This window comes from Gulosibacter sp. 10 (assembly GCF_900163695.1).
Lineage (GTDB): Bacteria > Actinomycetota > Actinomycetes > Actinomycetales > Microbacteriaceae > Gulosibacter.
Map to the genome: position 1 here is coordinate 59333 of NZ_FUIC01000021.1, position 17865 is coordinate 77197.

Here is a 17865-nt window from a genome sequence, read left to right on the forward strand (position 1 = left end):
GGGGCGGCGGTCAGCTCCGCGCCACGGAGCGGAAGACGCCGTCGAGGCTGGTGGGGCCGGCCTCGAGCTCCCGGAGCTCGAGGCCGTGGCGGTCCGCCCAGCCGAGGAGTGTGTGCAGGTCGCGCTGCAGGGCGTGGGTCTCGACGAGCAGGCGGCCATCCTCGGTCTCACTCGTCGGCAGGGGCGACGGCGCGGGCACTGCCCGCGGCGGCCGGAAGCGGATGGTGGCGGGCAGCGCCGCGGTGAGGTCGGCGACGGTGCCCTCGACCCTGAGGCTGCCCTCGTGCATGAGCCCGATGCGGTCGGCGCGCTGCTGCGCCTCCTCGAGGTAGTGCGTCGTGAGCACCACCGTCGCGCCGTCCTCGCGCATCCGGTCGACGGTGCGCCACAGCGCGTCTCGCGACTCCACGTCGAGCCCCGTCGTCGGCTCGTCGAGGAAGATCAGCTCGGGCGAGCCGTAGATCGCGGTCGCGAAGTCGAGGCGGCGCTGCTCGCCGCCCGAGAGCTGCGAGACCTTCGTGTCGGATTTCCGGTCCAGCCCCACGAGGCCGACGACGCGGTCGACCCGATCGGCGCGTCCGGTGAGCCCGCCGATGAGCGCCACCGTCTCCCCCACTGTGAGGTCTGGGCTGAACCCGCTCTCCTGGAGCATGATACCGACGCGGGGCCGCACCTCGGCCCGGTTGCGGGGGCTCTCGCCGAAGACCCGCACCGTTCCGGAGCTCGGGGCGCGATGCCCTTCGACGACCTCGAGGGTGGAGGTCTTCCCCGCCCCATTGGTCCCGAGCAGCGCGTAGAGCTCGCCCCGTCCGACGGAGAACGAGAGGTCTCGCACCGCGTGAAAGGCGCCGTACGCGACGCCGAGCCGTTCGACTTCGATCACTGGTTCGTTCTGCATGCCCCGAGTCCACCGGCTTCCCGGACGCCCGGGTAGTGGCGCGCGTTCACGAGCGGGATGTGACGCGGCATCACTACTGCCCTGCGCGGCGGACTGCAAGACTGAGGGGTCATGACGACTGCAGCGAATACCGAGGCGCACCGCCGGATGCACCGCACGACGGTGCTCACGGTCGTCGTGGCGGTCGCTCCCCTGTGCCTGGTGGCCATCGCCGTCACCTCGGACGCCTGGTGGGAGGCGCTCATCCTCGGCGCCGGCGTGCTCGGGACTTTCCCGATGCTCTTCGACCGCGACACGGCCGGCACACGCGCGTACTCGGTCTACGCCTCGCTCGTCTCGCTGCTCGTCTGGCTTGCATGCGCGCTCACCGCGCTGAACCCCTTCGGGTTCTTCGGGCTCGCGCTGACCGGGGCCTCCCTCATCGCCCGGCGCCGCGTCAGGCCGCTGCTGCTCATCCCATGCCTCGCCGTCTTCGTGGGCGCCATCGGCGCCCTCGCGCTCATCCGCCTGCCGCTCGACTGGGAGGCCGTCGGGCGGTTCGTCGGCCTGCCGATGGCGCTCACAGCCTTCGCGGCCGGAGTCGTCCTGCTCATCGAGCAGTACTGGTTCATCCTGCGCGATCTGGAACGGGCGCAGCACGCCGAGACCGAGCTCGGCATCATGCGCGAGCGGATGCGATTCGCGAGCGACCTGCACGACATCCAGGGCCACACCCTCCACGTCGTCAAGCTCAAGGTCTCGGTGGCCGAGGGCCTCGTCCGGGGCACGGGGGCGGCGGGCGCGCCGACGCTCGACGAACTCCGCGAGGTGCGCGAACTCGTGGGCGAGACCATCGCGCAGACGCGCGCCCTCGCGCACGCCGAGCGGCGGATCAATCTCCCCGCCGAGCTCGAGAACGCGAAGAACCTCTTCGAGGCTGCGGGCATCGACGTGCGCGTCGAGGGCCGCCTCGGCAGGACGTTCCCCGACGCGACGGAGGAGCTGCTGGCCCAGGTGCTCCGCGAGGCCACCACGAACATCCTCCGCCACGCGCAGGCCGCCGAGGTGCGCATCGCGCTGCACGAGCGGGGGATCGAGATCGAGAACGACGGCGTCTCGGCGGAGGGCGAGCCGGGGCTGCACGGGCTGCTCGGCCTGCGGGAGCGGGTCGCGGCGCGGGGCGGCGCCCTGCGCATCCGCCGGGTCTCGCCGCGGTTCGTCACGGCGGCGGACTTCCCCCGCCCCGCGCCTGCATCGGGCGCCTCCGAACGGGAAGAGGATCGCGCATGATCACGGTGATGCTCGCCGACGACGAGGCGCTGCTCCGGAGCGCCCTCGCCGCGCTGTTGCCGGCGCGGGGGGACATCCGCGTCGTCGGCCAGGCGCCCGACGGCGCGACCGCCGTCGCCGCGTTCCTCGAGCACCGGCCGGACGTGCTCGTGCTCGACCTCGAGATGCCCGGCGGGGACGGCCTCGACGCGGCTGCGAAGGTGCTCCGCTCCGCCCCGGACCAGGCGGTGCTGATGCTCACCCGTCACGCGCGGCCCGGTGTGCTGCGGCGGGCGCTGAAGCTGGGCGTGCGGGGGTTCGTCAGCAAGTCGGCGGAACCGGAGCATATCGCGGAGGTGATCCGCACGCTGCACGAGGGCAGGCGCTGGGTCGATCCGGACGTATCCGCCTCGGCCGTCATCGACGACTGCCCGCTGACCGATCGCGAGCTGGATGTGCTGCGGGAGACCCGCGCCGGATACTCCGTCAAGGAGATGGCAGGACGCCTGCATCTCGCCGAGGGCACCGTCGGGAACTACCTGTCCAGCGCGATCCAGAAGACGCAGTCGAAGACGAGGCACGAGGCCGCCCGGTACGCGCGCGAGCGCGACTGGATCTAGCCTCGTGCCCTCGACTCAGGGGCGCTGCTCGGGGTGGTACTGCTGCGACATCTTGTCGATCCAGGCCAGTGCGAGCGCGGAGACGATGAAGGCCAGGTGGATCATGACCTGCCAGAAGACGCCCTCGGAGGTGTACGTCTCGCCGGTGACGTCGCCGTTGCTGCTGGGCGCGCCGATGTTGCCGACCTCGATGAACGTGCGCAGCAGATGGATGGACGAGATCGAGATGATCGAGATCGCCAGCTTGACCTTGAGCACGTTGGCGTTGACGTGGTTGAGCCAGTCCGGCTGGTCCGGATGGTCGTTGACCCGCAGCCTCGAGACGAAGATCTCGTAGCCGCCCATGATCACCATGATGAGCAGGTTCGCGATCATGACGACGTCGATGAGGCCGAGCACCGCCAGCATGATCTTCGCCTCGTTGAGCTCTTCGAGTCCGAACAGGACGTCCTCGGTGAGATGCCAGAGCTCCACGAGGAACACGATGACGTAGAGCAGCTGCGCGACGATGAGGCCCAGGTAGAGCGGGGCCTGCAGCCACCGGCTGGCGAAGATCACGTAGCCGAGCGCTCCGCGCCGGGCCGGTTCGTCGCGGACGGGGCTGGGGACGTCCGACGGGTTGTCGGGGATCTCGGTCGTGCTCGTCGAGGGATCGGGATGGGTGTGGCTTGAAGTCACGCGTCGGAATCGACTTTCTCGTAAGTCCGAAGGATGCGCGGGCGGCGCCCTGCGCGGGGAAGGAGAAAATCGTATGGGCAGTCCGCCGCGCGAAGCTTGGAGCCCGCCGTGGCTTCGCTGACCTAGCCTGTGCCGCATGGCGACGAAGCTTGCTGCGGCAGGTGCGCACGCCGAGCGACCACTCGTCCGGATACGAACCGGGGCTGCCCATCCGCGATGCCTGGCACGGGGTCGTGCAGGCCTGCACCGCGGTGACGGTCGAGGCCGTCGAAGGCCGGCACACCATGATCGCCCTGGAGCTCGAGCGGGGCGGTCCGCGTTAAGGTGGGCCAGGGCTCGTTCGTGAGAAATGCGCCCGGATCGGACAACTCCAAAGTGAATGAACGCTGCGTCGCGTCGGGGAGGAAACCCTGGTCAGGAAGTGCCCTCTCCGTGTGGACGGAGGTAGGCCTGGACCAATCGTAAAGCCGCCGTCGAGGTTCGCGCCCTCTCCGTGTGGACGGAGGTAGGCCCGTCGCACCGAGCGCCACGCCCTCGAAGCCGTCGCCCTCTCCGTGTGGACGGAGGTAGGCCTGTCTGTGTCGCGGCCGAGGAACCAGTCACTGCGCCCTCTCCGTGTGGACGGAGGTAGGCCCCCGTGCGTCAGCTCCACCACGACAGAGCGGACGCCCTCTCCGTGTGGACGGAGGTAGGCCGAGGCCAAGTGAGCACGTTCAGCGAGTGGGCAAGCCCTCTCCGTGTGGACGGAGGTAGGCCGCCGCCGCCGTGCCGACCCTGTTTGACCTCGCGGCCCTCTCCGTGTGGACGGAGGTAGGCCCCTCCGCTGGCTGCACCGCGACCAGCTCGTCGAGCCCTCTCCGTGTGGACGGAGGTAGGCCTAGGGTTGATCCCCGTTACCGGGTAGTCCACTAGCCCTCTCCGTGTGGACGGAGGTAGGCCTCAACGCCAGACCCTCGGCTATATCGGCTCTACGCCCTCTCCGTGTGGACGGAGGTAGGCCGTCGACTGCTCTATCCGCTGAGCTACGGAGGCAGCGCTCTCCGTGTGGACGGAAGTCAGCCTGCATTGTTCGCGGCGTTCGGCCATATCGGGTCGCCCCCTCCGCGTAGGCGGAAGCCCGGGCTCCGGGCAGGCCGAAACGCCATTCCTGCGACGCCATGCCCGCTGGGCATCCGCGCGAATAGCCCATCCGGCACCGCGTCAGGTCGTACCAGCGGATGACATTGGCCGTGGTCCTTGGCGTCGCGCAACCGCTCTGTCGATATGATGCCGACAGGCCCCGGGCCGACGGGTCGATCGGCCGACGAAGGCACAACCAGCGCCAATCCCTGCACGACGAATTGAACGGAGAGAGCGATGAACGATCGCCAGCCCGACAGCTTCACTGCCGAAGAACTGAGCAGCCCGAGCACCGACGCCGCGACGCTCGCCCACGCAGCTTCGGTACGGCCCGACCTGTGGTCGGCCATCCTGTCCAACCCCAACTGCTACCCCGAGCTGGGCAGCTGGATCCGACAGCAGCAGAGCACCCAGCAGGTCGCGCCGGCGCCGCAGGCGGAGCCGCAGCCCGACCCGACCGCCTCGGCCGGGTCCCAGCAGCAGACCCCCTCCTCGCAGCCGGGCTTCGGCGAACCGCAGTCGGGCCAGCAGTCCGAGCCCGGTCAGCAGCCCCAAGCCGGTCAGCAGCCGCAGGGCGGCTACGGCCAGCAGCCCACCTACGGGCAGCAGCAGCCTCAGCAGGGCTACGGCCAGGGCCAGCAGCCGACGTACGGCCAGCAGCAGCCCAACGGTCAGGGCCAGCCAGGATACGGCCAGCAGGGACAGCAGCAGGGCGGCTCGAATCAGTTCGCCGACGGCGCCCAGCAGATGGCGAACGGCGCCAAGAACTTCCTCAACGACGCGGCGCAGAGCGCGGGCAAGCGGGCCAGCAACGACCCGAACAGCTTCCTGCACAAGTTCACCTGGGGGCAGGTGGGCGTGGTCATCGCCGCCGTCGTCGGCTTCATCGGCCTCTTCCTGCCCGCCGTCTCGGCCAGCGCCTTCGGCTTCAGCGTCTCGGCCAGCTTCATCCAGTCGCCGGACGGCATCTTCCTGCTCATCCTGTTCCTCGGCACGATCGGCATGACCATCTTCTCAGCGGTCTCGCCCCAGAAGGTGGTACTGATCATCGCCTGGGTCGTGGCGGTGATCGCCGGCCTCGTCGCGCTCATCGACGCCATCGCCACGCTCGCACAGGCGGGCGGCTACGGTGTCGCTCCCGGCATCGGCATCTTCGCGATCCTCATCGTCGGCATCGCACTCATCGCGGGAGCGGTGCTCGACATCATGCAGCGCCGCAAGAGCTGACGCACTCGTCGGACATCGCCGGCCGGTCGCCCTTCGAGGGGCGGCCGGCCGGTTTTTCGATATCCGACTGCAGGATGAGTTCTGGGGCGGAGGATGAATGCTGCCGGTACTCTCGATTCCGCCCAAATACGCGTCTCGACGCCGACGGGGCCGGGCGGCCCCGGCACGATCTCGCCCCGGACCGGAGCGATTCGCAGCATGACCATCGAACGGAGACCGCGATGAACGATCGCAACCCCGCCACCTTCACCGCCCAGGAGCTCGGCAACCCGGGCATCGATCAGGCGACGCTCGCCCACGCGGCCCAGACCCGCCCCGACCTGTGGCAGGCCGTCCTCGCGAACCCGAGCTGCCCGCCCGATCTGGCACACTGGATCCGCCAGAACCAGGCGAGCCGGCCGCAGGCGGCGCAACCGCAGTACGGCCAGCAGCAGCCCCGCGACGGTCAGCCTCCGCAGACGGGGTACGGCCAGCCCTCGCAGCCGGGTTACGCCCAGCCCGGGCAGCCCGCGCAGGGGTACGGCCAGCAGCAGCCCCAGGCCGGATACCCGCAGCCGCAGCAGCCTCCGCAGAACTACGGGCAGCAGGCGAACGACCAGTTCGGCCAGCAGGGACAGCAGGCGCAGCAGCAGAAGGGCCTGAGGGGCTACATGGCCAAGGCGGAGTCCCAGCCCGGACTGCGCGCGAGCAAGGATCCCAATAGCCTGCTCGCCAAGTGCACCTGGCCCCAGCTCGGCATCATCCTCGCCTCGGTCATCGGCTTCGTCGCGCTGTTCCTGCCTGCGATCACCGCGAGCGCGGGCTACCTCGGCAGCGAATCGGCGAACTTCTTCGCCGGCGGCGCGCGCTGGAGCTTCCTCCCGCTCATCCTCTTCCTCGGCGTGATCGGCGGCATGCTCTTCGCCATCTTCGGCAGCAAGCCGGGAACGCTCTCGAGCGCGTGGGGCCTCGCCGCGGTCTCGGGCGTGATCGCCCTGCTGCGTTCGCTGCAAGTGCTCTTCGAGGTCTCGGGCGTCGGCTCGGACTATGCGGGCATCTCGGTCACCGTCGGCATCGGCGTCTACCTCCTGCTGCTCGCCGGCGTGCTGCTCATCGCGCTCACCGCGGTGGACGTCATGACGCGCAAGCCGAAGAACTAGATCTGTGGCGTGAAGAAGCCGGCTGCTCGCGGAGCGGCCGGCTTCTTCGCGTTCCGATCACCCCCGCCGTCGGCGCTGATATTCACCCTTGTCACGTCAACTGAAAACTGTTGACACTGTGGGCTTCTACTGAGAGGGTGAGATGGCAATCCGCGCGCAGAATCCGCTCTGCGCGCAATCGCTCCTGACTCGATGAAGAGAGGCGCTCATGAACCGTCTGCAAGGAAGAACCGCCGTGGTCACCGCCGCGGCCCAAGGAATCGGCAGAGGGGTGGTGGAGCGGTTCGTCGCCGAAGGCGCGCAGGTCTGGGCTGTGGACCTCAACGCCGACGCGCTCTCCGAGCTCGACGGCGTCGAGGGGGTCACTACGGCGGCCTGCGACGTCACCGACGCGGAGGCCCTCGCCGAACTCGCCCGCCGCACCGGTCCGATCGACGCGCTGTTCAACGGGGTGGGCTTCGTCCACGTCGGCGCGCTGCTCGAGACCACGGCTGCGGAGCTCGATGCGTCGTTCCGACTCAACGTCGGCACGGCGTTCGCCGCCACGGCCGCCTTCCTGCCCGGCATGCTCGAAGCGGGTTCGGGGAGCATCATCACGATGAGCTCGGTGCAGTCGTCCATCCGAGGTTTCCCGAACCGGCTCGCATACGCGACGAGCAAGGCCGCGATCATCGGCTTCACGAAGTCCGTCGCGGCCGACTACGCGGCGCGGGGCATCCGCTGCAACGCCATCGCACCCTCCGCGGTGGACACCCCGTCGATGCGCGCCCGCATCGACGCGATGCCCGATCCGGAGCGGGCGGCCGCCGATTTCGCGAGCCGGCAGCCGGTGGGCAGGATGGGCACGCCCGAGGACATCGCCGCACTCGCCGCATATCTCGCGAGCGACGAGTCGTCGTTCACCACAGGCTCCGTCGTCGTCATCGACGGTGGAGCCTCGAGCTGAGGAGCGTGAACATGATCAACGCCGCCATCATCGGCCTCGGACGCTGGGGCCGCAGACTCGTCACCTCCGTGCAGGGCCCCGATTCAGACCCGAGCGGCTCGATCCGGTTCACCGCGGCGGCCACCGGTCGTCCCGAACGCGCCCGGGACTTCGCCGACCGGCACGGGCTGGCGCTGTATCCCGACCTCACCGCACTCCTCGCGTCGGCGGATGTGGAGGCCGTCGTCATCGCCTCTCCCCACAGCCTGCACGCCGCGCACGTCCGCGAGGCGCTCGAGGCCGGCAAGGACGTCTTCGTCGAGAAGCCGCTGGCCCTCGAGCTGCGCGCCGCGCAGGAACTCGTCGAGCTCGCGGATGCGCGCCGGCGGACGCTCGTGGTGGGGTTCAACAGGCGGCTCCTGCAGGCGTACCGCTTCGTCGCGGATGCCGTGCACGAGGGCCGGATCGGCACGCCCCTGCACGTCGAGGGAAATTTCTCGGGCCCCTTCGGCCTCGGGTACGCGAAGGAGGCGTGGCACGCGAACCCCGCCGAGACGCCGGCGGGCGGTTTGACGCTCATGGCCGTCCACGTGATCGACGCGTTCATCGGCCTGCTCGGACCGGTCGAGCGGGTCGCGACGCGGTCGAGACGGCAGGTGCTGACCGTGGATATCGACGACACCACCGACCTCGCCCTCGACTTCGTCTCCGGTCGCACCGGATACGTGAGCACGCTCACCGCGACGCCCTCCTGCTGGCGCCTGCAGATCTTCGGCACCCGGGGCTGGCTGCAGATGAACGACCAGTGGACGGTGACCAGCAGCACCGAGGAGGGCGTCGACACGCACACCTTCGCGCGGGGCGACCTCGAGCGCAGCGAGCTCGAGGCGTTCGCCGAGGCGGTGACGAGCGGGGACCGCGCACGGCTCGCGCCCCTGCCGGAGGTGCTCAACGGCATCGGCGTGCTCGAGGCCGCGGTGCGCAGCCTCGACGCGGGCGGCGCCCCCTCTCCCGTCGAGTAGCCGGAACGCGAAGCAGGGGCTTCCCCGAGCGGATGCTCGGGGAAGCCCCTGCTTCGTCGCGATCAGTCGTGCAGCGACCTGGCCTTCGTCTCGGCCATGAACAGGCCGCAGACGAATGTCACCACGGCCGCGCCGATCACATAGAACGCGACGATGTCGTTGTTCCCCGTCTGCCCGATCAGGCTCGTGACGACGAGCGGCCCCGCTCCCCCGAAGATCGCGAGACCGATGTTGTAGCCGACCGAGTAGGCCGTCGTGCGCACCGCGGCGGGGAACATCTCCAGCAGCGCGGTGTGGATCACGCCGGTCTGTCCCGCGAAGAAGATCGACAGGCCGACGATGCCCGCGATCGCCCAGGCCATGGTGCCGTTCTGCATCAGCCCGTAGGCCGGGAAGGTGAGCACGGCCATCGCCACGGCCGAGATGAGCAGCACCGTCCTACGGCCCCACCGGTCTGCCGCGATGGCGGCGAAGGGCACGGCGATGCACAGCGCCAGGAGACCGACCGAGGTGATGATGAAGCTGTCGAGCGAGGTGAAACCGAGGGAGGTCGACAGGTAGGTGGGCAGGTAGTTGTACACCACGTAGTAGCCGACGCCGTTGAGCACGGGCAGGAGCATCGCGATCCACAGGTTGCGGCGGTTGCTCGCCGTGCTCATCATCTCGCGCGCCGGGTTGACGGCGATGTTGCCGGTCTCCTTCTTCACCTGGAACACCTCGGTCTCGCCGATGGAGCGGCGCAGCCACAGCCCGAACAGGCCGAGCGGCAGCGAGAGCAGGAACGGGATCCTCCAGCCCCAGTCGTGCATCGCCTGATCGTCGAGCAGCGAGGTGAGGACGATGCCGAGGCCGGTGCCGCACAGCAGCGCGACGAAGCTCGCGGACTGCACGAAGGAGACGGCGAAGGCCCGGCGCTTGGGGTCGGCGTGCTCGCCCACGAAGGTCATCGCGGCCGAGACCTCGCCTCCGGCGGAGAAGCCCTGGGCGAGCCGGAACAGCAGGAGCAGGATGGGCGCCGCCACGCCGATCGCGGCGTAGCCGGGGGTCAGTCCGATGAGCGTCGTCGCGATCGTGATGATGAGGATGGACAGGAGCAGCGCCGTCTTGCGCCCCAGCTTGTCGCCGAGCACGCCGAGCACGAAGCCGCCGAGCGGCCGCACGAAGAACGTGACGCCGAAGATGGCCCAGGTGGCGAGCAGGCCGATGAAGCCGGTATCCGCCGGGAAGAAGACGGTGGCGATGATGGGCGCCATCGCGCCGTAGACGCCGAATTCGTAGAACTCGATGAACATGCCGGCGCTGCCGGCGATGGTCGCTTTGCGCCGCTGCCCCGCCAGGCGGGAGGCATCGGTGCTGGTATCAACGGTGGGGGTGGACATGGTGGATCTCCAACTTCGTTGTCAGGGGATCACCTAGCGGGCGGCCGTGATCGGCTGCTGCGCGTGGGTGGGGATGGAAAAGTCCGGATCGGCGGGGGCGTTCTCGAAGGCGAGGCCGGCGATGATCTCGCCGACCACGGGCATGAACTTCGCTCCTTGGCCGGAGCAGGGGGAGGCCACGACGATGCTGCCGATCCGGTCCAGGATGAAATCGTCGTTGCGGGTGATGGTGTAGAGGCAGGCGTCGCCGCCCACCGGGGTCGGCTCGAGGCCGGGGACGTGCTCCTCGACGAAGCGCGTGATGATCTCGCGGTTCTCGGCCGTCGGAACGCCGTCCCTGCGGTCCGGCGTGACGACCTTGCCGGGGTTGTGGCGTCCGATCTTGATCGCGGGCTCGGAGCCGCCGTCCGCGCCCGAGGGCAGCGCGAACAGCTGCAGGCCGCCCTTGTAGACGAACACCGGCCACTGCTCCTCGGGGTCCCGCTGGCGGAAGTGGAAGACGTTCTGCTCGTTGACGGTCACCATCGGAGGCGGGACGTCGGGGAAGGTGGCGGCGAAGAGCTCGGGCAGCCACGGGCCCGCGGCGATCACGGCCGTGCGCCCACGGAAAGTGCCGGAGGGGGTCTCGACCAGCACGCCGTTCGCCTCCTCCCGCAGGGCGAGCACGGGGGTGCTCGTCCGCAGTTCGGCGCCGTTGTCGATCGCGATGTCGAGCATCGCCCGGATCGCGGCCTGCGGGTCGATCGTCCCGGCCTCGCGGTGGTGGATCACCGCCGTGGGGAACCGGAACGAGGGCCAGCGCTCCTGCGCCGCCTCGGCGGTGAGCAGCTCGCAGTCGGTGCCGCTCCGCCGGGCCGCGGCGTACAGCGAATCGACGTTCCGGGTCGGGCCGAAGTCGAGCGCGCCGCGCATCCTGAGGATGCTCGTCCCCGACTCCTGCTCGACCTCGCGCCAGAGTCCCTGCGAGCGGTGCACCATCCGGCTGTACTTCGCCGACTCGTTCACGGTGCGGAAGATGCGCGAGGTGCCGTGCGAGCTGCCGCGACGGTGGTGGAGCCGCCCTGCCTCGAGAACGAGCGCCGATCGTCCCCGCTTGGCCGCGGCCCAGGCGGCGGCCGCGCCGGTCATGCCCGCCCCGATGATGATGACGTCATGCATCGTGCCCGGCCTCCCCGCGCCGATAGAGGATCGCCTCGACCTCGACCTCGCCGTTCGGGAGGTCCGATTGCACGAGCGCTCGGGCCGGGAGCGGCTCCGCCGTGCGGAGGTGATCCCGGTACACGCGGTCGAATGCCGCCGCGGTGCGAGCGGGATCGCGCAGGTACACGGTGACCTTGACGGCGTCGGCGAGCGATGCCCCCGCCGCGTCCGCGACCGCCGCGAGGTTCTCCATCACGATCCGCACCTGGTCCTCGAACGGCGCATCCGCGTGCCGGATCCCGTCCGGGGTGCGCGGCGTCTGCCCGGAGAGGAAGACGAGACTCCCGGCCCGGACGGCCTGGCTGTAGGAACCTGCCGGGGCCGGGGCCTGCGCCGTCCGCACTTCCCCGGTGCTCACGAGGTCACCGCCTCCGGCTCGTGATTCGCGGTGTACAGCGACTGCAGCACTTCCACGATCCGGGTCAGCGCAACCTTCCACTGCGCCTCGTCGCGGGCGTAGCAGATGCGGATGTGCCCGACTCCGCCGGGGCCGAACTGATACCCGGGGCTGACGAGCACGTTCGCCTCGCGCGCGAGCGTCTCGGCGATCTCGGTGTCGGACAGGCCGATGGCGCGCACGTCGATGAAGATGTACGCAGTGCCTCGCTGGGGCGACATCTCGAGCCAGTCGAGCGTCGAGAGGGTGTCGATCGTGAAGGCGCGGAGCTTCTCGAGATCGGCCACGCGCTCCGCGACCCACTCGCGGTCCCTGACGAGCCAGCCCTTGAGCACGTGCTGCGCATAGCCGGGGGCGCGGAGGGAGGTGAAGGAGAGCACGTCCTCGGCGGCCTGCACGACGCTCGCCGGGGCGAGCACGACGCCGAGCCGGTAGCCGCTCAGCGACTCGGTCTTCGAGGGCCCGAGCAGTGTGATGGTGCGCTCCCGCATGCCCGGCAGCGAGGCCAGGTGCACGAACTCGGTGCCCGGGTACACGAGCCGACCGTAGAGCTCGTCCACGAGCACGGTCACGTCGTACCGAGCCGCGAGTTCGGCGATGCGCTGCAGCACCTCGCGGGGGTAGACCGCACCCGTGGGATTGTTGGGATGCGAGAACACCAGCAGCCCGGGGCGGGCGCTGAGCGCCGCCTCGAGCGCGGCGAAGTCCGGACGGGGCTGCTCGCCGTCGAGCTCGATCGGGACCCGGCGGATGTCCGCGCCGAGGAAGGTGAGGATGCGCTCGGAGAAGAGGTACTCGGGGTCGAAGACCACGACCGCGTCGCCCGGGTCCACCATCGCCGTCAGCGTGGTGAACAGGCCGGCCTGGCTGCCGGGCGTGATCAGCAGATCGGTGGCGGGGTCGACGTCGAATCCGAACCACTCCGAGAGCACCGGCGCGAGCGCCCCGCGCACCTCGTCGCTGCCGCGGTACACGGTGTAGGCCTGCGAGCCGTCCTCGGCTGCCTCGGCGAAGAGCTCCGCGGCCCAATCGGGCGCGGGGAACCGCACCGTGTCGAAGTGGGTGGTGTCGAGCGAGTCGGGCCCTGTGGCCGCGAGCAGCGCGCGGTCGGCCTCGCGAACGGTCGCGCCGTCGATGCGGCCGCCGATGCCCGCCTCGCGCAGGCGTCGGCTGGTGGCTGGTCCGTTGTCCTTGTCAGTCATCATTTCCTCGTCATTCGCTTTCGTGGTTCGTGGTGTCGGGCGCGCCGAATCCGCCGCCGCCGGCGGTCTGAATCGCGATGGTCTCGCCGCGGTCGACGCGCTGCTGGCAGAGCGACGGCAGGTCGGCGCTGCCGGCCTCGGTGGTGATCCATACCCGGCCGGAGGATCCCGGTTCGCCGCCTTCGAGGCCCCAGGGCCGCGTCGTCACGCGGCTGGTGGCGATCACCGCCGTGGCGCTGCTCGACGTGACCTCGAGTTCGCGCACGAGGCCGTCTCCGCCGCGGAACCGTCCCCGTCCGCCCGTCCCGGTCGCGATCTCGTACCGGCGCACCCGCAACGGGTACTCACGCTCGATGACCTCGCAGGGCGTGTTCCGCGTATTGGTCATATGGGTGTGCACCGCGTCTCCGCCGTCGAGGTCGGGGTTCGCGCCCTGCCCGCCGCCGTAGGTCTCGACGTACGAGAAGTACTCGCCCGTCGCCTCGTCGAGGCCGCCGATGGTGAGGATGTTCTGGCTGCCGCAGGAGGCGGCGGGCACGACGTCCGGGGCGATGCGGTGGAACGCCCCGAGAAGCGCGTCGACGATGCGCATGGAGGTCTGCGTGTTGCCGTTCGCCACCGGAGCCGGGAATTCCGCGGACACGAGGGTGCCGGGCCGGGTCTTCACCCGGATGGGGCGCATGAGCCCCTCGTTCGAGGGCAGGGAGGGATCGGTGATGAGCTTGATCGCGTAGGCCACGCAGGCCTCCGTGATCGCGTAGGAGCAGTTCAGCGCGCCGGCGATCTGGTCGGCCGACTCGGAGAAGTCGAAGTCGATCTCGTCGCCGTGCTTGTCCACCGTGACGGTGATCGGGATCTCGCGCTCGCGGGTGCCGTCGTGCTCGAGGTGGTCGGTGAAGGTGGCGCGCCCGTCGGGCAGCCCGGCGATCGCGGCGCGCGTGCGCTGCTCGGCGTAGTCGACGAGCGATCGGCAGGCGGCGGCGAAGTAGTCCGGGCCCCACTCCTCGAGCACCTCGGCGACGCGGCGGGAGCCGAGCATGTTGGCCGAGAGCTGCGCCACGATGTCGCCGCGGGTGGTGGACGGCGTGCGCACATTGGTGAGGATGAGGTTGAACACCTCCTCCGCCAGTCTGCCGCGGTGATAGAGCTTGAGCGGGGGTACCCGCACGCCTTCCTGGAACACCTCGGTGGTGTGCGTGGCCATCGACCCGGGTGCGATGCCCCCGACGTCCACGTGATGCGCCATGTTGGCGACGACCGCGATCAGCCCGCCCTCGTGGAAGATCGGGGTGATGAGGCACATGTCCGGCAGGTGCGAGCCGCCGAGGTAGGGGTTGTTGGTGAGGATCACATCGCCCGGCTCCAGGTTCTCGGCCCCGATCTGCTCGATGGACCGGCGGACGAGCGTGGGCATGAGGCCGAGGTGCAGCGGGATGTGCTCGGCCTGGGCGATGAGCTCGCCGCTGGGCCCGTACAGTCCCGCCGAGCAGTCTCGACGGTCCTTGATGTTCGGCGAGTACGCGGTGCGGATGAGCGTCATGCCCACCTCCTCCGCGATCGATTCGAGGCGGTTGCGAGCCACTTCGACGTCGATCGGGCTCAGGACGGTCTGCGCGTCCTCCACTGCTGCGGTCATCGGTCTTCCTCCTTGAAGATGTGCATGAACCCGAATCGGTCGGTGCGGCAGGTCTGCGAGGGCCCGACCACGACGGTGGAATCGAGCTGCTCGGCGATGAGCGGCCCCCGGATGTCGACGTCGATCGGCAGCTCGGCGCGACGGTAGACGGGTGTCTCGACCCATCCGCCCGCGAAGTAGGCCTCGCGATGCTCGATCGCCTCGGGCATCGACGCGCCCTCGAGTTCGGCCTCGTGGCTGGGCGCGGTGGCGACCTCCACGCCCACCCGGGCCGTGACGGCCTCGAGCTCGGCGTCGTCGTCCGCGAATCCGTAGAACTCGGTGTGCAGCCGATCGAATTCGGCGCGCAGCGCCGCGGGATCCTCCGACCACGGCGTCGTGAGCTCGTAGCTCTGGCCCTTGTAGCGCAGGTCCACGGAGCGGAGGATCTCGGCATCCTCCGCGCCGAAGCCCTCCTGCTCGAGGAACTCGTCGGCCCGCTCGGCCTGTTCGTCGAGGAGCGCGGCGATCTCCTCGGTCGAGGATGCGTCCGCGGGGATGGTGGCCACGAAGTCGGCGCGCACGGCCGCGTCGAGCATGCCGAGCGCCGAGGCGACTCCGGGGTGAGGCGGCACGACGGCCGATTCGAACCCGAGCTCCTCCATGAGGTCGGATGCGTGCAGCGGTCCGGCGCCGCCGAAGGCCATGAGCGCGCAGTCGCGGATGTCGATGCCGCGCTCGACGCTGACCTTGCGGATTCCGCGACCCATCGTGGCGCCGATCACCCGCAGCACTCCGGCGGCGGTGTCGTCCACCGGCATGCCGAGCCGGTCGGCGAAGCGCTCGAGCGCGGCCCGCGTCGAATCGACGTCCAGCTCGAGCCGGCCGTCGAGCAGCTTCGTGCCCAGACGGCCGAGCATGAGGTGCGCATCCGTGACCGTGATCTCTGCGCCGCCCCGTCCGTAGCAGATCGGGCCCGGCGAGGCGCCGGCGGAATGCGGCCCTACCCGCAGCACCCCGGCGCTGTCGATCCAGGCGATCGACCCGCCTCCCGCGCCGATGGTGTGGATGTCCACGGCGGGCAGGCGGATCGGGTAGCCCTCGATCTCCCCCGCCGCCATCTCGTCCGGCTGGCCGTCTCGGATGAGGGCGATATCGGTGCTCGTGCCGCCGATGTCGAAGCTCACCACCTTCGGCAGGCCGAGTCGGCGCGCCCAGCGCGAGGCGCCGATCACTCCCCCGGCCAGGCCGGAGAGCAGGGTGCGCACGCTCTCCTGGCGCGCGGAGGCGCCGCTGATGAGGCCGCCGTTGGACTGCATCACCCACAGCTTGGAAGTGACGCCGAGGTCGTCGAGTCCGTCCTCGAGACGCTCCAGATACGAATCCACCTTGGGCTGGACGTAGCCGTTCAGCACCGCGGTGGAGGTGCGCTCGAACTCGCGCAGCTCGCTCGAGATGTCGGTGGCCACCACGACCGATGGCGCGGCTCCGGCGTCGCGGAGCGCCTGCGCCACCCGCTGCTCGTGCTCCGGATTGCTGTACGCGTTGATGAGCGAGACCACGACGACGTCGAGCCCCGCGTCGCGGATCCTCGCGGCCTGCGCGAGCAGCGCCTCGTCGTCGAGCGGCGAGAGCACCTCTCCCGTGTGGGCGACGCGCTCCTCGAGCTCCCACGTGTCCGCACGGGCGACGAGCGGCTCGGGACGGCGGGAGTCCCTCGCGTAGAGCTGGGGGCGGGTCTGATAGCCGATGTGAAGCACGTCCGCGAAGCCCTTGGTGGTGACGAGTCCGACGCGGGCGCCGGTCTTGGTGATGAGCGCGTTCGTCGCCACCGTCGTGCCGTGCACGAAGCGCGTCACGGTCTCGGCATCGGCATCGAGATCTCGAAGGGCGCTGCTGAGCCCCTCGAGGACCGCTCGGTCGGGCGCCTCCGGCGAGGAGGAGACCTTGCCCACGTAGATGCTGCCGTCGGGACGGGCGACGGCCACATCGGTGAACGTGCCCCCGGTATCGATCGCGACGCGATATTCATCGCCGGAATGAGCTCCGGCAAGCTGCTGCTGTGCTGTCACGGTGAGTTTTCCGTTCTGCTCGTTGTACGCACTCGACGTTGAGTGACACCAGCATGACTAGGTTTCTGCAAACTGTCAACAGTTTTCATGATGGCGATGAAGCGAGCCCTGTCAACACTTGACAGGAGTCCCGTGTTTAATGCGGGCATGGTGAATGAGAGCGCGGTGCGATTCGAGAAGGTGCGGCCCGAGCCGCTGCACGTGCAGGTGCTGTCGCAGATCCGGGGCATGATCCTCAGCGGCAAAGCCGCCCCCGGCCAGACCCTCGCCGAGACCGAGCTCGCCGCACAGCTCGGCGTGAGCCGCGGACCGATCCGCGACGCCCTCAAAGTGCTGGAGCGCGAGCGGCTCGTGGTCTCCAATCCTCGGCGCAGGGCGCACGTCGCCACACTCAATGCGAAGGACGCCGAGGAGATCTATTCGCTCCGGCGGAGTCTCGAGCTCCTCGCCTCGCAGCGCGCCATCGAGAACGCCACGCAGGCCGACCTCGACGAGATGGAGGACGTGCTCGGGCGGATGCAGCGCGCACTCGACGAGAACGACTTCATCGCGATGAGCCACCTGGACGCCGCGTTCCACGATGTGATCTACCGGGCCTCGGACCACAACCGCCTCTACCAGCTCTGGCAGGAGATCCGCGCCCAGGTCACCTTCTTCCTCGTCTCCCGCGAGGCGTCGCCCATCACCTCTCAGAGCATCATGATCGACGAGCATCGAGCGCTGCTCGAAGCGCTCGCGGACCGCGACGCGGACCGGCTGCTCGCGCTGACCGAGGAGCACCTGCTGGGCGCCTACGACCGCATCCTGCAGGCGCTGCCGGAGGAAGAGCGCGACTGAGCGGCGAAGCCGTCAGCGGCCTTCGGGGCGCTCCCGCTCCTCCGCGATGAGCGCCCAGCGGCGCACCTCCTCGACAGGCATACGGAGCGCTTCGGCTACGAGTTGCGTCGCCTCGTAGAGCGAGCGGTCGTCGCGCCGAGCCCGGAGTGCGGCCGCCCTCTGCAGCGCCGTGCGGATGAAGCATGCCGGGTATTCGAGAGCCATGGCCTCGGTTCCTTCCTCGTCATCGAGCCGTCCAGATGTCGCTGAGCGCGCGGAGCGTCTCCCGCCTACGCGGGACGTGGTTC

17 protein-coding genes and 1 CRISPR repeat array are annotated in these 17865 nt (G+C 69.8%); of the genes, 8 read left to right on the top strand and 9 right to left on the bottom strand.

Annotation, left to right across the window (positions count from 1 at the left end):
* Positions 1-10: 10 nt before the first annotated feature.
* Complete coding sequence (locus FM112_RS08465) at positions 11-898, bottom strand: ABC transporter ATP-binding protein (protein WP_176386749.1); 888 nt, start codon at positions 896-898, stop codon at positions 11-13.
* A gap of 111 nt (positions 899-1009) precedes the next feature.
* Between FM112_RS08465 and FM112_RS08470 the strand changes: the two genes are divergently transcribed.
* The gene (locus tag FM112_RS08470; protein WP_087006450.1) at positions 1010-2167 is read left to right on the top strand and encodes a sensor histidine kinase; all 1158 of its coding nucleotides are present in this window, start codon (positions 1010-1012) and stop codon (positions 2165-2167) included.
* Positions 2164-2766 (top strand): DNA-binding response regulator, encoded by a 603-nt coding sequence (locus tag FM112_RS08475; RefSeq protein ID WP_087006452.1) that lies wholly within the window; start codon positions 2164-2166, stop codon positions 2764-2766. The genes FM112_RS08470 and FM112_RS08475 overlap by 4 nt, the downstream gene beginning before the upstream one ends.
* Before the next feature lie 15 nt (positions 2767-2781).
* On the opposite strand, the gene FM112_RS08480 is transcribed toward FM112_RS08475, so the two are convergent.
* Positions 2782-3444 (bottom strand): TIGR00645 family protein, encoded by a 663-nt coding sequence (locus FM112_RS08480; RefSeq protein ID WP_254910425.1) that lies wholly within the window; start codon positions 3442-3444, stop codon positions 2782-2784.
* Positions 3445-3593: 149 nt separating this feature from the next.
* On the opposite strand from FM112_RS08480, the gene FM112_RS17235 reads away from it, so the two are divergent.
* From FM112_RS17235 to FM112_RS08500, 5 genes are all read left to right on the top strand, one after another.
* Positions 3594-3767, top strand: coding sequence for a hypothetical protein (locus FM112_RS17235; protein ID WP_176386750.1), 174 nt, complete (start codon positions 3594-3596; stop codon positions 3765-3767).
* A gap of 100 nt (positions 3768-3867) precedes the next feature.
* Positions 3868-4505: direct repeats of the CRISPR family, unit length 28 nt; unit sequence GCCCTCTCCGTGTGGACGGAGGTAGGCC.
* A gap of 295 nt (positions 4506-4800) precedes the next feature.
* Positions 4801-5790 carry a hypothetical protein gene (locus FM112_RS16870; RefSeq protein WP_140400631.1) on the top strand — a complete coding sequence of 330 codons (990 nt, stop codon included), beginning with the start codon at positions 4801-4803 and terminating at the stop codon, positions 5788-5790.
* Between the two features lie 221 nt (positions 5791-6011).
* Positions 6012-6929 carry a hypothetical protein gene (locus tag FM112_RS08490; protein ID WP_087006456.1) on the top strand — a complete coding sequence of 306 codons (918 nt, stop codon included), beginning with the start codon at positions 6012-6014 and terminating at the stop codon, positions 6927-6929.
* A 208-nt stretch (positions 6930-7137) separates the two neighbouring features.
* Entirely contained in the window at positions 7138-7875 is a 738-nt protein-coding gene (locus FM112_RS08495) for an SDR family oxidoreductase (protein WP_087006458.1), read from the top strand.
* A gap of 11 nt (positions 7876-7886) precedes the next feature.
* Complete coding sequence (locus FM112_RS08500; protein ID WP_087006460.1) at positions 7887-8876, top strand: Gfo/Idh/MocA family protein; 990 nt, start codon at positions 7887-7889, stop codon at positions 8874-8876.
* A gap of 62 nt (positions 8877-8938) precedes the next feature.
* Here FM112_RS08500 and FM112_RS08505 read toward each other — a convergent pair whose 3' ends face one another.
* Genes FM112_RS08505 through FM112_RS08530 form a run of 6 tightly spaced genes read right to left on the bottom strand, consistent with a single transcriptional unit; the run spans position 8939 to position 16741 of the window.
* Complete coding sequence (locus FM112_RS08505; protein WP_087006463.1) at positions 8939-10255, bottom strand: MFS transporter; 1317 nt, start codon at positions 10253-10255, stop codon at positions 8939-8941.
* Positions 10256-10288: 33 nt separating this feature from the next.
* On the bottom strand, positions 10289-11413 hold the full coding sequence (locus FM112_RS08510; RefSeq protein ID WP_087006465.1) for an FAD-dependent oxidoreductase: 1125 nt from the start codon (positions 11411-11413) through the stop codon (positions 10289-10291).
* Positions 11406-11813, bottom strand: coding sequence for a Rid family hydrolase (locus FM112_RS08515; protein ID WP_087006467.1), 408 nt, complete (start codon positions 11811-11813; stop codon positions 11406-11408). Before FM112_RS08515 ends, FM112_RS08510 begins: the two co-directional genes overlap by 8 nt.
* On the bottom strand, positions 11810-13054 hold the full coding sequence (locus tag FM112_RS08520) for a pyridoxal phosphate-dependent aminotransferase (protein WP_087006541.1): 1245 nt from the start codon (positions 13052-13054) through the stop codon (positions 11810-11812). The genes FM112_RS08515 and FM112_RS08520 overlap by 4 nt, the downstream gene beginning before the upstream one ends.
* A 10-nt stretch (positions 13055-13064) precedes the next feature.
* Positions 13065-14690: a hydantoinase B/oxoprolinase family protein gene (locus FM112_RS08525; protein ID WP_087006469.1), complete on the bottom strand. Its 1626-nt coding sequence runs from the start codon at positions 14688-14690 to the stop codon at positions 13065-13067.
* On the bottom strand, positions 14687-16741 hold the full coding sequence (locus FM112_RS08530) for a hydantoinase/oxoprolinase family protein (protein WP_087006471.1): 2055 nt from the start codon (positions 16739-16741) through the stop codon (positions 14687-14689). The genes FM112_RS08525 and FM112_RS08530 overlap by 4 nt, the downstream gene beginning before the upstream one ends.
* 147 nt (positions 16742-16888) lie before the next feature.
* On the opposite strand from FM112_RS08530, the gene FM112_RS08535 reads away from it, so the two are divergent.
* The gene (locus tag FM112_RS08535) at positions 16889-17578 is read left to right on the top strand and encodes a GntR family transcriptional regulator (RefSeq protein ID WP_087006473.1); all 690 of its coding nucleotides are present in this window, start codon (positions 16889-16891) and stop codon (positions 17576-17578) included.
* 12 nt (positions 17579-17590) lie between these two features.
* On the opposite strand, the gene FM112_RS08540 is transcribed toward FM112_RS08535, so the two are convergent.
* Complete coding sequence (locus FM112_RS08540) at positions 17591-17782, bottom strand: hypothetical protein (protein ID WP_087006476.1); 192 nt, start codon at positions 17780-17782, stop codon at positions 17591-17593.
* Positions 17783-17865 lie beyond the last annotated feature (83 nt).

What these genes read in the sequence shown, in the direction of transcription:
- FM112_RS08465 (WP_176386749.1), bottom strand. Translation starts at nt 898, where the DNA reads ATGCAGAACGAACCAGTGATCGAAGTCGAACGGCTCGGCGTCGCGTAC.
- FM112_RS08470 (WP_087006450.1), top strand. Translation starts at nt 1,010, where the DNA reads ATGACGACTGCAGCGAATACCGAGGCGCACCGCCGGATGCACCGCACG.
- FM112_RS08475 (WP_087006452.1), top strand. Translation starts at nt 2,164, where the DNA reads ATGATCACGGTGATGCTCGCCGACGACGAGGCGCTGCTCCGGAGCGCC.
- FM112_RS16870 (WP_140400631.1), top strand. Translation starts at nt 4,801, where the DNA reads ATGAACGATCGCCAGCCCGACAGCTTCACTGCCGAAGAACTGAGCAGC.
- FM112_RS08490 (WP_087006456.1), top strand. Translation starts at nt 6,012, where the DNA reads ATGAACGATCGCAACCCCGCCACCTTCACCGCCCAGGAGCTCGGCAAC.
- FM112_RS08495 (WP_087006458.1), top strand. Translation starts at nt 7,138, where the DNA reads ATGAACCGTCTGCAAGGAAGAACCGCCGTGGTCACCGCCGCGGCCCAA.
- FM112_RS08500 (WP_087006460.1), top strand. Translation starts at nt 7,887, where the DNA reads ATGATCAACGCCGCCATCATCGGCCTCGGACGCTGGGGCCGCAGACTC.
- FM112_RS08505 (WP_087006463.1), bottom strand. Translation starts at nt 10,255, where the DNA reads ATGTCCACCCCCACCGTTGATACCAGCACCGATGCCTCCCGCCTGGCG.
- FM112_RS08510 (WP_087006465.1), bottom strand. Translation starts at nt 11,413, where the DNA reads ATGCATGACGTCATCATCATCGGGGCGGGCATGACCGGCGCGGCCGCC.
- FM112_RS08520 (WP_087006541.1), bottom strand. Translation starts at nt 13,054, where the DNA reads ATGACTGACAAGGACAACGGACCAGCCACCAGCCGACGCCTGCGCGAG.
- FM112_RS08525 (WP_087006469.1), bottom strand. Translation starts at nt 14,690, where the DNA reads ATGACCGCAGCAGTGGAGGACGCGCAGACCGTCCTGAGCCCGATCGAC.
- FM112_RS08535 (WP_087006473.1), top strand. Translation starts at nt 16,889, where the DNA reads ATGGTGAATGAGAGCGCGGTGCGATTCGAGAAGGTGCGGCCCGAGCCG.
- FM112_RS08540 (WP_087006476.1), bottom strand. Translation starts at nt 17,782, where the DNA reads ATGGCTCTCGAATACCCGGCATGCTTCATCCGCACGGCGCTGCAGAGG.